This window comes from Microvirga sesbaniae, from assembly GCF_025460805.1.
GTDB classification, from domain to species: Bacteria; Pseudomonadota; Alphaproteobacteria; order Rhizobiales; family Beijerinckiaceae; genus Microvirga; species Microvirga sesbaniae.
In genome coordinates, this window is sequence record NZ_JAMXFJ010000013.1 from 135,830 (window position 1) to 149,630 (window position 13,801).

The 13,801-nt window shown below is 66.4% G+C and carries 12 protein-coding genes; 1 reads left to right on the top strand and 11 read right to left on the bottom strand.

What is annotated here, in order from left to right; all coding sequences use genetic code 11:
- Positions 1-58: 58 nt before the first annotated feature.
- Complete coding sequence (locus OCW50_RS18390; protein ID WP_262298592.1) at positions 59-964, top strand: tyrosine recombinase XerC; 906 nt, start codon at positions 59-61, stop codon at positions 962-964.
- Between the two features lie 236 nt (positions 965-1,200).
- Here OCW50_RS18390 and OCW50_RS18395 read toward each other — a convergent pair whose 3' ends face one another.
- The 11 genes from OCW50_RS18395 to zapE all read right to left on the bottom strand — a co-directional run bounded on the left by OCW50_RS18395 (position 1,201) and on the right by zapE (position 13,786).
- A complete protein-coding gene (locus OCW50_RS18395) occupies positions 1,201-1,824 on the bottom strand; it encodes a thymidine kinase (RefSeq protein WP_262271973.1) in 624 nt (207 codons plus the stop codon).
- A 9-nt stretch (positions 1,825-1,833) separates the two neighbouring features.
- Positions 1,834-3,234, bottom strand: a complete 1,401-nt coding sequence (gene lpdA / locus OCW50_RS18400; protein WP_262298566.1) for a dihydrolipoyl dehydrogenase — start codon at positions 3,232-3,234, stop codon at positions 1,834-1,836.
- 253 nt (positions 3,235-3,487) lie between these two features.
- Positions 3,488-4,741, bottom strand: a complete 1,254-nt coding sequence (odhB, locus tag OCW50_RS18405) for a 2-oxoglutarate dehydrogenase complex dihydrolipoyllysine-residue succinyltransferase (protein ID WP_262298567.1) — start codon at positions 4,739-4,741, stop codon at positions 3,488-3,490.
- A gap of 24 nt (positions 4,742-4,765) precedes the next feature.
- The gene (locus OCW50_RS18410; protein WP_262298568.1) at positions 4,766-5,086 is read right to left on the bottom strand and encodes a YciI family protein; all 321 of its coding nucleotides are present in this window, start codon (positions 5,084-5,086) and stop codon (positions 4,766-4,768) included.
- A 20-nt stretch (positions 5,087-5,106) separates the two neighbouring features.
- Entirely contained in the window at positions 5,107-8,067 is a 2,961-nt protein-coding gene (locus tag OCW50_RS18415; protein WP_262298569.1) for a 2-oxoglutarate dehydrogenase E1 component, read from the bottom strand.
- An 11-nt stretch (positions 8,068-8,078) separates the two neighbouring features.
- The gene (locus OCW50_RS18420; RefSeq protein ID WP_262271969.1) at positions 8,079-8,573 is read right to left on the bottom strand and encodes a DUF1579 family protein; all 495 of its coding nucleotides are present in this window, start codon (positions 8,571-8,573) and stop codon (positions 8,079-8,081) included.
- 32 nt (positions 8,574-8,605) lie between these two features.
- The gene (gene sucD / locus OCW50_RS18425) at positions 8,606-9,493 is read right to left on the bottom strand and encodes a succinate--CoA ligase subunit alpha (protein ID WP_262271968.1); all 888 of its coding nucleotides are present in this window, start codon (positions 9,491-9,493) and stop codon (positions 8,606-8,608) included.
- Between the two features lie 12 nt (positions 9,494-9,505).
- The gene (gene sucC, locus OCW50_RS18430) at positions 9,506-10,705 is read right to left on the bottom strand and encodes an ADP-forming succinate--CoA ligase subunit beta (protein ID WP_262298570.1); all 1,200 of its coding nucleotides are present in this window, start codon (positions 10,703-10,705) and stop codon (positions 9,506-9,508) included.
- A gap of 74 nt (positions 10,706-10,779) precedes the next feature.
- Entirely contained in the window at positions 10,780-11,742 is a 963-nt protein-coding gene (gene mdh / locus OCW50_RS18435) for a malate dehydrogenase (RefSeq protein ID WP_262271966.1), read from the bottom strand.
- Between the two features lie 224 nt (positions 11,743-11,966).
- The gene (locus tag OCW50_RS18440; protein WP_262298571.1) at positions 11,967-12,596 is read right to left on the bottom strand and encodes a TetR/AcrR family transcriptional regulator; all 630 of its coding nucleotides are present in this window, start codon (positions 12,594-12,596) and stop codon (positions 11,967-11,969) included.
- Positions 12,593-13,786, bottom strand: a complete 1,194-nt coding sequence (zapE, locus tag OCW50_RS18445) for a cell division protein ZapE (RefSeq protein ID WP_262298572.1) — start codon at positions 13,784-13,786, stop codon at positions 12,593-12,595. Before zapE ends, OCW50_RS18440 begins: the two co-directional genes overlap by 4 nt.
- Between the last annotated feature and the right edge of the window lie 15 nt (positions 13,787-13,801).

The following is a 13,801-nucleotide window of genomic DNA, read 5'->3' on the forward strand; positions in this document are numbered from 1 at the left end:
TGCATCCTCCGTGCTCGATCTCGTCCTTCCCGGGGCGGACGACACCCGCCGCGAATCGATGGCCTGGCTCGCGTCGCTGGCCAAGGAGCGGCGGCTCTCGGCCAAGACGGTCGAGGCCTATGCCCGGGATCTGCGCCAGTTCCTGGCCTTCCTGACCAACCACCTCGGCGAGCCGCCGAGCGTGAAAAGCACCCTGGGGCTGAAGCCCATGGACATCCGCGCCTTCCTGGCCGCCCGTCGGATGGATCAGGTCGGCAGCCGCTCGCTCATGCGCCAGCTCGCGGCCCTGCGCTCCTTCGCCCGCCATCTTGAGCGGGAGGGCCACGGCACCGCCTCGGCCTTCGCGGCGATCCGCACCCCGAAGGTGGACAAGAACCTGCCGCGTCCCCTGTCGGCCTCCTCGGCCGTTGCGGTGACCGAGGCCGAGACGCGGGCCTCGGAGAGCCGCAAGCCCTGGATCCTGGCCCGGGACGCCGCCGTGCTGTCGCTGCTCTACGGCGCGGGCCTGCGCATTTCCGAGGCGCTCGGGCTGCAGCGCCGGGACGCGCCGGTGGCGGGAACCGAGGCGGTCACGGTGACCGGCAAGGGCGGCAAGATGCGCAGCGTGCCGGTCATCCCGCCGATCCAGCGGGCCGTGGAGACGTATCTCCAGCTCTGCCCCTATGCGGTCGCGCCGGACGGGCCGCTCTTCGTCGGCGCCCGGGGCGGCCCGCTCTCGCCGCGCATCATCCAGCTCGCCGTGGAGGAGCTGCGGGGCGCCCTCGGCCTGCCGGACAGCGCCACGCCCCATGCCCTGCGCCATTCCTTCGCCACGCATCTTCTCGCCAAGGGCGGCGACCTGCGCGGCATCCAGGAGCTCCTGGGCCACGCCTCCCTGTCGACCACGCAGCTCTACACGAAGGTGGATGCGGCCCGTCTGATGGACGCCTTCAACGCGTCCCATCCGCGGGCCCGGGTGAAGTAGCCGGTCTGGGTCGTCCCGATCGGGCTTGTCCCGGTGATCCCGCTTCCGAGAGGCGCCGCGCTTCTCCGTATCGGGATGGCCGGCACAAGGCCGGCCATGACGTGTGGAGGGTGTTGTCACCGGCCCATCCCACCTCTCCACGTCATCACCGGGCTTGTCCCGGTGATCTCGATCGTCTGAAGCGCCGAGCCTCACCGCATCGGGATGGCCGGCCGGCCGTGACGGAGAATTTTCGGCTATTCCGCCGCCACGGGCTGGGCCAGCAGCTGCCGGGCTGCGGGGCCGATATCCCCGGCCGTCCAGTGAGGGCGGCAGACGGACACGTAGCGGCCCTCGCCGCCGATCTCGACCACCTCGCCCGAGCGCACGGCCTCGCCGTTGCGGTCGTATTTCAGGATCATCGTGGCCTTGCGCCCGCAATGGCAGAGCTGCTTGATCTCCTGGAAATCGTCCGCGAGGGCCATGAGGGCCACGATCGCGTCGCTGAACAAGGTGCCGTAGACGTTGTTCTTGAGCCCGTAGGCCATGACGGGGATCTTCAGCTCGTCGACGATCCAGGCCAGCTGGCGGATCTGGTCCGCCGTCATGAACTGGACCTCGTCGATGAGCACCGCGGTCACCGGCCGCCTGGCATGCTCCGCCGCCACGAGGGCGCCGATGGCCTCGTCCTTGCGCAAGGGAGTCGCGTCGGCCTCGAGTCCGAGGCGCGACTTGACCTTGCCGATGCCGAACCGGTCGTCGATCACGCTCGTGAACAGCAGCACGTGGCCGCCGTTCTCGATGTAATTGTAGCGGACCTGCAGGAGATGGGTGGTCTTGCCTGCGTTCATCACCGAGTAGAGGAAGTGGAGCTTTGCCATCCGGCGATCCTACATGTGGATCGCGCGCTTTTCGACCGCGAGGGCGGCTTCCTTCACAGCTTCCGCGAGGGTCGGATGCGCATGGCAGGTGCGGGCCATGTCCTCGGAGGATCCCCCGAACTCCATGGTGATCGCCGCCTCGTGGATGAGGTTGCCGGCCTCCGGACCGATGATGTGGACGCCGAGCACCTTATCGGTGGTCGCATCGGCCAGGATCTTCACGAAGCCGTCCGTAGTGCGGTTCACCTTGGCGCGGCCATTGGCCGTGAACGGGAACTTGCCGACGTTGTAGGCGGTTCCGGCGCTCTTGAGCTCCTCCTCGGTCTTGCCGATGGAGGCGACCTCGGGGAACGTGTAGACGACGCTCGGAATCACGTCGTAGTTCACGTGGCCCGCCTTGCCGGCGATGGTTTCCGCAACGGCAACACCCTCGTCCTCGGCCTTGTGGGCGAGCATGGGTCCGGCGATCACGTCGCCGATGGCGTAGATGCCGGTCACGTTGGTGGAGAAATGCGCGTCCGTCTGGATGCGGCCGCGGTTGTCGAGCTGGACGCCCACGTGATCGAGGCCGAGCCCCTGGGTGTAGGGCACGCGGCCGATGGCGACCAGCACCACGTCGGCCTCCAGGGTCTCAGGCGCGCCGCCCGCGGCGGGCTCGAAGGTGAGCGTCACGCCGCTGCCGGCCTTCTCCACCTTGGTCACCTTGGAGCCGAGCTTGAACTGGAAGCCCTGCTTGGTGAGGATGCGCTGGAAGTTCTTGGCGACCTCGCCGTCCATGCCGGGCAGGATTCGGTCGAGATACTCCACCACGGTGACCTCGGAGCCCAGGCGGCGCCACACGGAGCCGAGTTCGAGGCCGATCACGCCGGCGCCGATGACCACGAGGCGCTTCGGAACGCTCTCGAGCTCCAGCGCGCCCGTGGAGGAGACCACGACCTTCTCGTCGATCTCGATGCCCGGCAGGCGCGTCACGTCGGAGCCCGTCGCGATGATGATGTTCTTCGTCTCGAGCATCTGGTTCGAGCCATCCTCCGACGTCACCTCGACCTGGCCCGGAGCCGCGATGCGGGCGGTGCCGATGAAGGCGTCGATCTTGTTCTTCTTGAGCAGGAACTCGACACCCTTGGTGTTGCCGTCGACGCCCTCCTGCTTGAAGGACTGCATGGTCTTGAGGTCGAGGGTCGGAGCGGACACGCCGATGCCGAGCCCGGCGAAGTGATCGCGCGCCTCCTCGAACATGTGCGAGGCGTGTAGCAGGGCCTTGGACGGGATGCAGCCCACGTTGAGGCAGGTGCCGCCATGGGTCTTGCGCTTCTCGACGACGGCGGTCTTGAGGCCGAGCTGCGCGGCCCGGATGGCGGCCACGTAGCCGCCGGGGCCGGTGCCGATGACGATGACATCGTAGGACATTGCTTGTCTCCACCTAACGGCATGCCCGGACATGATCCGGGCATCCACGTCTTGTTGTGCGTTTGATCGCCTGGATGGCCGGGCGAGCCCCGGCCATGACGCTACGGATCGTGGTTCTTAGAGCATCGTGCGGAAAAGGGGATCCGGTTTTCACTCGCGTGGCCCTTCGGGTCCGCTCTCGACGATGCTCTCATCCAAAGAGAATGCATCGGATCCGATCCCAAAAGTGGAGTCCACTTTTGGGTCCGCTGCTTTAAAGGTCGAGAACGAGGCGCGCCGGATCTTCCAGCGCATCCTTGACCCGCACGAGGAAGGTCACCGCTTCCTTGCCGTCGACGATGCGGTGATCGTAGGAGAGGGCGAGATACATCATCGGGCGCACGACGATCTGGCCGTTGCGGACGACCGGGCGCTCCTCGATGCGGTGCATGCCGAGAATGCCCGATTGCGGCGCGTTGAGGATCGGGGTCGACATGAGCGAGCCGTAGATGCCGCCGTTGGTGATCGTGAAGGTGCCGCCCTGCATCTCGTCGATGGAGAGCTTGCCGTCGCGGGCGCGGCGGCCGAAATCGGCGATCTTCTTCTCGATGCCGGCGACCGACAGGTCGTCCGCGTCGCGCACCACCGGAACCACCAGGCCCTTCTCGGTGCCGACCGCGATGCCGATGTGATAGTAGTTCTTGTAGACGAGATCCTGCCCGTCGATCTCGGCGTTGACGGCCGGAACGTCCTTGAGGGCCTGGATCACCGCCTTGGTGAAGAAGCCCATGAAGCCGAGCTTGGTGCCGTGCTTCTTCTCGAACACGTCCTTGTACTGGCTGCGCAGGTTCATCACCGCGCTCATGTCCACGTCGTTGAACGTGGTCAGCATGGCGGCGGTGTTCTGGGCGTCCTTGAGGCGGCGCGCGATGGTCTGGCGCAGCTTCGTCATCTTGACGCGCTCTTCGCGCTCGGCATCGACCGGGGCCGAGGGGGCGCGGACCTGGACCGGAGCCGCCGGCGCGGGCGCCGCAGCGCCGCCCGTGGCGATGGCCGCGAGCATGTCGCCCTTGGTCACGCGGCCATCCTTGCCGGTGCCGGGCACGCCCACCGGGCTGACGCCGCTTTCGGCCGCGAGACGGGCCACGGCCGGTCCGTTGTCCCTGGATGCGCCGGCGGGAGCGGCCGCCGGAGCCGGGGCCGGCGCCGGAGCAGCCTTGGGCGCCTCCGCCTTCGGGGCAGCGGCAGGAGCCGTCGCAGGAGCCGTCGCAGGAGCCGCCGCGGCCGCGCCGCCCTCCACGATGGAGCCGAGCACCGCGCCGGGGCTGACCGTCTCGCCATCCTTGGCCACGATGTCGCCGAGCGTCCCGCTCGCGGGAGCGTTGACCTCGAGCGTCACCTTGTCGGTCTCGAGCTCGAGCACGGGCTCGTCGGCCTTCACGGGATCGCCGGGCTTCTTGAACCAGCGGCCGATGGTGGCCTCTGACACGGATTCGCCAAGAGTGGGTACGCGGATTTCGGTTGCCATGGATTACGCCTTAGGGACGGCCCCTCACTGAGGGTTCGGTTGATGGGTCGTCCGCAGGATGGCCTGCGGGACCGGGTGAATGTCATATCGGAAGCCGCCGCCGGCGGCGATCACGGGGTCGTCGTTCGCGATGGCGGCGGCCGCGTCGGCGTCCTTCGCATCGATGACGGCGACGCCCCAGATCCCGGCCGGATCGAGCACGGGCCCGACGACTAGGGCGACGCCCCGGTCGGCGAGATCCTGCCAATACCCCGCGTGCTTCTGCATCAGCTCCGCCTCGGACGGCGTCATGTCGCCCGGAAAGGTGGGCCGCGGAGGCAGAAGCTTGCAGAGGTGGATCGGCACGGGTCGGGTCTCCGGTCGCTTCAGGCCGCGTAGGCCTCGTCGAGGAAGGCCTGCAGCTGGGCGGTGTGCTTGGACATGAGGCCCGTCGCCGTGGCCGCGGAGGCGGGACGTCCCACGTAGCGGGGGCGGTCCACCTTCGAGCCGGCCGTCTTGAGCACCCATTCGAGATAGGGCTCGACGAAGGTCCAGGAGCCCATGTTCTTGGGCTCTTCCTGACACCACACCACGTCGGCCTTCTTGAAGCGGGAGAGCTCGGCCGCCACGGACTTGGCCGGGAACGGATAGAGCTGCTCGACGCGCAGCAGGTAGACGTCGTCGATGCCCCGCTTCTCGCGCTCCTCGAGCAGGTCGTAATAAACCTTGCCGGTGCAGATCACCACGCGACGGATCTTGTCGTCCTTCACCAGCTTGATGCCCTCGCGCCCGAGCTGCGCGTCGTCCCGCAGCACGCGGTGGAAGGAGGTTCCCTCCGAGATGTCCGCGAGGCTCGACGTGCAGCGCTTGTGGCGCAGCAGGGACTTGGGCGTCATCAGGATCAGCGGCTTGCGGAAGTCGCGCTTGAGCTGCCGGCGCAGGATGTGGAAGTAGTTCGACGGGGTCGAGCAGTATCCGACCTGCATGTTGTCCTCGGCGCACATCTGCAGCCAGCGCTCGAGGCGGGCGGAGGAATGCTCCGGTCCCTGGCCCTCGTAGCCGTGCGGCAGCAGGCACACCAGGCCGGACATGCGCAGCCACTTGCGCTCGCCCGAGGAGATGAACTGGTCGAACACCACCTGCGCGCCGTTGGCGAAGTCGCCGAACTGGGCCTCCCAGAGGGTCAGCGCGTTGGGTTCCGAGAGGGTGTAGCCGTACTCGAAGCCGAGCACCGCCTCTTCCGAGAGCATCGAGTTGATGACCTCGTAGCGGGCCTGGTTTTCGCTGATGTGGTTGAGGTTGGTGTAGCGCTCCTCGTTCTCCTGGTCGGTGAGGACCGAGTGGCGCTGCGAGAAGGTGCCGCGCTCCACGTCCTGGCCGGAGAGGCGGACGCGATGGCCTTCGAGCAGGAGCGAGCCGAAGGCGAGCGCCTCGGCCATGGCCCAGTCGAGCCCCTCGCCCGTCTCCAGCATCTTCTTCCGGTTGTCGAGGAAGCGCTGGATCGTGCGATGGAGGTGGAAGCCTTCCGGAATCGTGGTGAGCGCCTTGCCGATCTGCTGCAGGGTCTCGACCGACACGCCGGTCTGGCCGCGGCGCGGATCGTCCTGATCCTCACGCACCGCCTTGAGGCCGGACCAGCGGCCGTCGAGCCAGTCGGCCTTGTTGGGCTTGTAGTTGGCCGCGATCTCGAACTCGGCGTCGAGCTTCGAGCGCCAGCTCGACTTCATCTCCTCGACCTCGGCCTCGGTGACAACGCCCTCGGCGACGAGCTTCTTGGAATAGAGCTCGACGATCGCCGGATGCGACCGGATCTTGCGGTACATGAGGGGCTGGGTGAAGGCCGGCTCGTCGCCCTCGTTGTGGCCGAAGCGGCGGTAGCAGAACATGTCGATGACGACAGGCTTCTGGAAGCGCTGACGATACTCCGCCGCCACCTTGGCGGCGAACACCACGGCCTCCGGGTCGTCGCCGTTCACGTGGAAGATCGGCGCCTCGACCATCTTGGCCACGTCCGACGGATAGGGCGAGGAGCGCGAGAAGCGCGGATCGGTGGTGAAGCCGATCTGGTTGTTGATGATGAAATGGATCGAGCCGCCGGTGCGGTGGCCGCGCAGGCCCGACAATCCCAGGCACTCCGCCACCACGCCCTGGCCGGCGAAGGCCGCGTCGCCGTGGATCAGGAGCGGCATCACGGCGCCGCGGTTCTCCGGCGTGCAGCCGTGCTGGTCCTGCTTGGCGCGGACCTTGCCGAGCACCACGGGATCGACGATCTCGAGGTGGGACGGGTTGGCGGTCAGCGACAGGTGGACGTTGTTGCCGTCGAAGGTGCGGTCGGAGGAAGCGCCGAGATGGTACTTCACGTCGCCCGAGCCTTCCACGTCGTCGGGCGCGAAGGAGCCGCCCTTGAACTCGTGGAACAGGGCCCGGTGCGGCTTGCCCATCACCTGGGTGAGCACGTTGAGACGGCCGCGATGGGCCATGCCGAGCACGATCTCCTGCACGCCGAGATTGCCGCCGCGCTTGATGATCTGCTCGAGAGCCGGGATGAGCGACTCGCCGCCGTCGAGACCGAAGCGCTTGGTGCCGGTGTAGCGGACGTCGAGGAACTTCTCGAAGCCTTCCGCCTCGACCAGCTTGTTGAGGATCGCGCGCTTGCCTTCCTTGGTGAAGGTGATCTCCTTGTCGGGACCCTCGATGCGCTCCTGGATCCAGGCCTTCTCGACCGGATCGGAAATGTGCATGAACTCGACGCCGAGCGTCTGGCAATAGGTGCGCTCCAGGATCGCCACGATCTCGCGGATCGTGCCGAACTCGAGGCCGAGCACGTTGTCGAGGAAGATCTTGCGGTCCCAGTCGGCCTCCGTGAACCCGTAATGGGACGGGTGCAGCTCTTGGTCGTTCGGACGGGGATTGATGTCGAGCGGATCGAGCTTCGCATGCAGGTGGCCGCGCACGCGGTAGGCGCGGATCAGCATGATGGCGCGGATGGAATCGCGGGTCGCCTGCTGCACGTCGATCTGGCTGATCTCGACGCCCTTGGCTTCCGCCTTCGCCTTGATCTTGTCGCCGACCGCCTTCTCGACCTGGGCCCAGTTGCCGTCGAGGGCGGAAACGAGCTCGCCGTTGGCGTGGATCGGCCAGTTGGGCTTCTCCCAGGACGGGCCGTTGGCCGCCTTCTCGACAGCCTGCTTGTCGTCCTTCAGGGCGCCAAAGAACGCCTGCCACTCGGCATCGACCGAGGAGGGATCCTTCTCGTAGCGGGCCTGAAGATCCTCGATGTAGGACGCGTTCGCCCCGAAGAGGAAAGCGGTGTTCAGGAAGTTCTGGTTGGCGTCTTGGCGAGCCATAATCTTATTCCTCAAGCAACGTGTGACAGAGGCGAGTGATCGTCTGAGCGGCGCCTGTACAACCCTGTCGTTACAGGCATCCAGCTCGCGCCCTCATCCCACGAGTTCTCAATAACTTGCTCGTATTCGTGAGGGCTGCGGATCGTGATCGTATGGCGCGCCAAGGCGCGCGATGATTTGCGGATAACCGAGAGCGTGTTCCCGTCCCACGCTCCCCCGGCCGGGTCTGCGGGTGCAAACCCCAGATTGTCGAACCAGAAGAGCCTGTACTCGTTCCGGTCTAAATCAAACGTGAACAGGCCCTTGGCGCGGAAGGTTTCCTGACCGTCACGTTCCTGGCGGTAATCTTGCTCCAGAAAAAAGCTGCCGAGGACCGGCTTCGCGGTGACGAAGCTCCGAGCCTTGCCGCCGGGCATCCATGGCGTGTCCGCAACCACCTCCTCACCCATCCACGCGCCGGCGAGCGCGTGAAGCCTGTTGTGGTGAGGAGTGGGTTGCGGTGCCATGGGCTTTCTCGAGCTGTCTCGCGCGTTTGGGCTTAGTTCCCCTTGAGAACCTCGACCAGGGTCTTGCCGAGGCGAGCCGGCGACGGGGACACGCGGATCCCCGCGGCCTCCATGGCGGCGATCTTGTCCTCGGCGCCGCCCTTGCCGCCCGAGATGATCGCGCCGGCATGGCCCATGCGGCGTCCGGGAGGGGCCGTGCGGCCCGCGATGAACCCGACCATCGGCTTCTTGCGGCCCTTCTTGGCCTCGCGGGCGATGAACTCGGCCGCCTCTTCCTCGGCCGAGCCGCCGATCTCGCCGATCATGACGATCGACTCGGTCTTGGGATCGGACAGGAACATGTCGAGCATCTCGATGAACTCGGTGCCCTTCACCGGGTCGCCGCCGATGCCGACCGCGGTGGTCTGGCCGAGGCCTTCATTGGTGGTCTGGAACACGGCCTCGTAGGTGAGGGTGCCGGAGCGCGACACGATGCCGACGGAGCCGGGCTTGAAGATGTTGGCCGGCATGATGCCGATCTTCGACTCGCCGGCCGTCACGATGCCCGGGCAGTTCGGCCCGATGAGGCGCGACTTGGAGCCTTCGAGGGCGCGCTTCACGCGCACCATGTCGAGCACCGGGATGCCTTCCGTGATGCACACGATGAGCGGGATCTCGGCCTGGATCGCCTCGCAGATGGCGTCCGCCGCGCCCGGCGGCGGGACGTACACCACCGAGGCGTCGGCGCCGGTCTTCTCGCGCGCTTCCATGACCGTGTCGAACACGGGCAGGTTCAGGTGCGTCGAGCCGCCTTTGCCCGGCGAGGTGCCGCCGACCATCTTGGTCCCGTAGGCGATGGCCTGCTCGGAGTGGAAGGTCCCGTTCTTGCCGGTGAAGCCCTGGCAGATGACCTTGGTGTTCTTGTCGATGAGGATGGACATCAGCTCGAAACCTTACTTTCCGCCGCGCACGGCGTTCACGATCTTCTGGGCGGCGTCGTCGAGGTCGTCCGCCGGGATCACGTTGAGGCCGGATTCGCGGATGATCTGCTTGCCCTCTTCCACGTTCGTGCCCTCGAGGCGCACCACCAGGGGAACCTGCAGGCCGACGGTCTTCACGGCGGCGATGACGCCGCGGGCGATGACGTCGCACTTCATGATGCCGCCGAAGATGTTGACCAGGATGCCCTTCACGTTCGGATCGGCCGTGATGATCTTGAACGCCGCCGTCACCTTCTCCTCGGACGCGCCGCCGCCGACATCGAGGAAGTTCGCCGGCTCCTCGCCGTAGAGCTTGATGATGTCGAGGGTCGCCATGGCGAGGCCGGCGCCGTTGACCATGCAGCCGATCGTGCCGTCGAGCGCGATATAGGCGAGGTCGAACTTGGAGGCCTCGATCTCCTTCTCGTCCTCTTCCGTGAGATCGCGCAGCTCCATCACCTCGGGGTGACGGTAGAGGGCGTTCGAATCGAACGAGATCTTGGCGTCCAGGCACTTGAGGTGCTGGTCCTTGGTGACGATCAGCGGGTTGATCTCCAGCATCTCCATGTCCTTCGCGATGAAGGCCTTGTAGAGCTTGGTCACCAGGTCCTCGGCTTCCTTGGCGAGCGCCCCCTTGAGGCCGAGCGCCTTGGCGACCGTGCGGCCGTGATGGGGCATCACGCCGGTCGCCGGATCGACCGAGAAGGTCAGGATCTTCTCAGGGGTGTCGTGGGCAACCTGCTCGATGTCCATGCCGCCTTCGGTCGAGACGACGAAAGCGACCTGGCCGGTGGCGCGGTCGACGAGCATCGACAGGTAGAGTTCGGTCTCGATGTCGGAGCCGTCCTCGATATAGAGGCGGTTGACCTGCTTGCCGGCCTCGCCGGTCTGCACGGTGACGAGCGTGTTGCCGAGCATCTGCTGGGCGAACTGCTTCACCTCGTCGACGGACTTGGCGAGGCGCACGCCGCCCTTCTCGCCGGCGGCGGCTTCCTTGAACTTGCCCTTGCCGCGGCCGCCCGCATGGATCTGGGACTTCACGACCCAGAGCGGACCGCCGAGCTCCTTGGCCGCAGCCTCGGCCTCGTCGGCCGAGAAGATCGCCTTGCCGCGGGAGACGGGAAGGCCGAATTCCTTCAGGACTGCCTTGCCTTGATATTCATGGATGTTCATTCGTTACTCTCCGCATCAGCGGTTGAAGGCGCACGGGCCGGGTCTGCGCCCGGCCCCGACGTCCTTGAGGAATCTTAGGCGAGAGCCGAGTTGATCTGCTTGCAGGCGTCGACCAGTCCCTGCACCGACGCGACGGACTTCTCGAACATGGCCTTCTCGTCGGCCGAGAACGCGACCTCGACGATGCGCTCGACGCCGTTCTCGCCGATCACGATCGGCACGCCCACGAACATGTCCTTCACGCCGTACTGGCCGTTGAGATAGGCCGCGCAGGGCAGGACGCGCTTCTTGTCCTTGAGATAGCTCTCGGCCATGGCGATCGCCGAGGCGGCGGGCGCGTAGAAGGCGGAGCCGGTCTTGAGCAGGTTGACGATCTCGCCGCCGCCCTTGCGGGTGCGCTCGACCATGGCGTCGAGCTTCTCCTGGGAGGTCCAGCCCATCTTCACCAGGTCGGGCAGCGGGACGCCGGCGACCGTGGAGTAGCGCACCAGCGGCACCATGTCGTCGCCGTGGCCGCCGAGCACGAAGGCGGTCACGTCCTCGACCGATACGTTGAACTCTTCGGCCAGGAAGTGGCGGAAGCGGGCCGAGTCCAGCACGCCGGCCATGCCGACGATCTTCTCAGGGCGCAGGCCGGAGAACTTCTGGAGCGCCCACACCATGGCGTCGAGAGGGTTGGTGATGCAGATGACGAAGGCGTTCGGGGCATATTGCTTGATGCCGCCTCCGACCGCTTCCATGACCTTCAGGTTGATGCCGATCAGGTCGTCGCGGCTCATGCCGGGCTTGCGCGGGACGCCGGCCGTCACGATGATCACGTCGGCGCCTTCGATGGCCGCGTAGTCGTTGGCGCCCTTGTACTTGGCATCGAACCCGTCGACCGGCGCGGATTCGGCGATGTCGAGACCTTTGCCCTGGGGAATGCCTTCCGCGATGTCGAAGAGAACGACGTCGCCGAGTTCCTTCAAGCCGACGAGATGGGCGAGCGTTCCGCCGATCTGGCCTGCACCGATGAGCGCGATCTTTTTCCGGGCCATGGTCTGTCCTTGGGTTTTTGGCATGAGCCTTTTTGAGGTGGCGCTGTTTGCCATGAGAGATGGTCCGTCATCAAGCGAGCAAAAGGTTAACGGGTGGGGCTTTGAGCCCCGAGAAAAGTCTCGGCAAGCTTAACGGTTCGAAAAGTCTTCGCGATTACAGGATCTTGACTGTTCGACAGGGGTCGGAATTTTCCTGTTACATTTTTTGAAAATTGTAACTAACGTTACACGCTACCGTTCGCCAGGGCTCTTAGAACGACCCGGGTCATGGTGGCGAGCCGCTGGTCGAGGATGTCCTGCGGCACCTCCGCGTCGAGACGGACCGTAAGCGGGTTGATGAAGCGGTAGACGGAATCCGTCACGAAGGAATGGGCCTTCTCCCGGTCCCGGGGGTCGAACTTGCCCGTCGTAATCCCCTCGTCCAGCACCCGGTCGATCAGGACGCGCATGCGGGACCGGTGCTTGCGGATGAGGGGACGGGCCGTCTCGGTGGCCGTGCAATAGACGTCGAAGAGATGCCGGTCGTCCTTCAGGAGGTCGCGGTGGATCCGGGCCCAGGCCTGGATCAGGCGCTCCAGCTTGTCGTCGGCGGGATCCGGAGAATCCGCGATGTCCGCGATGGTCGCCTCCATCCGCCGCAGCCATTGCCCGGCCACCGCGTCGATGAGCGCCGCCTTGCTGGCGAAGTAGCGATAGACATTGGCATGGGTCATGCCCGCCGCGTCCGCGATGCCGACCACTGTGACGTGCCTGGGGCCATGCTCCCTGAGCTGATGGGCCGCGATGGCGAGAAGACGGGTGTCGGCGGGGGCGGTCTCAGCCGGCCGCACGGCTGCGCCGGAGGGCCGCTTCATGTCTCGGCGAGCCCCGTGGTGTTGCCGGAGGCTTCCGAGTCCGAGCGGCCATGCGGCAAGGACAGGTATTCCTCCGAGCGCATTTCGATGAGCCGGGACACGGTGCGGTCGAACTCGAAGGCCTCGCGCCCGCTATCGGCATGATAGAGCGCGTCCACCTCGGCTTCGGCCGAGGCCAGGAGCTTCACATGGGCATCGTAGAGGGCGTCGACGAGCAGAATGAAGCGCTTCGCCTCGTTGCGGCGCTCCAAGGTCATGGTCGGGATGTTCTCGAGAATGACCGTGTGGAATGCCTCGGCCAGAGCGAGGTAATCGGCGGCGCCTAGGGGCTTGGAGCAGAGATCCCCGAAGGCGAAGCGCGCCACGCCGCCGGCGGCCTGCGGCACCTCCACGGGGTGCCCCTTGACGGTCATCGTCAGGGGCTTGCCCTGCTCGCGTCCGGTCAGGCTCTTGAACGCCCGGGTCAGGGCCGCATGGGCGTGCTCGTCGGCGGGCGTATAGAAGACCGGGCTGCCGGCGAGCTTCTCGAGCCGGAAATCGGTGCGGGATTCGAGCTTCACCACGGCCATCCGCTCCTGCAACAGCCCGATGAAGGGCAGGAAAAGCGAGCGGTTGAGGCCGCCCTCGTAAAGCCGGTCGGGCTCCACGTTGGAGGTGGCCACCACCACGACGCCCCGGGCGAACAGGGCCGTGAACAGGCGCCCCAGGATCATGGCGTCGGCGATGTCCGTGACGGTGAACTCGTCGAAGCACAGCACCCAGGCCTCGTCGGCCAGAGCCTCCGCCACGGGACCGATGGGATCGTCCCCCGAGACCTGGCCGGTTTTCAGCTTCTGACGGTACTCATGGATGCGCCCGTGCACATCGGCCATGAAGGCGTGGAAGTGGACCCGGCGCTTGCGGCGGACCGGCAGCGCCTCGAAGAACAGGTCCATCAGCATGGTCTTGCCGCGTCCGACGGAACCCCAGACATAGAGCCCCTTCGGGGGCGCGCTGCTCTTCTGGCCGAAGAGCCAGCCGAGCGCGCTGGGCTTGCGGGCGAGGCGGTGGCTGGCGAGGCTCTCGGCCAGCGCCTGGAGCCGCTTGAGCAGGGCCACCTGGGCCGGATCGCGCTCGATCGCGCCCGACGTGACCAGGGCATTGTAGCGGGCCGTGATGGATTGAGGCGAGGAGAAGGAGGTGTCGTTCACGGGATGACCGATACC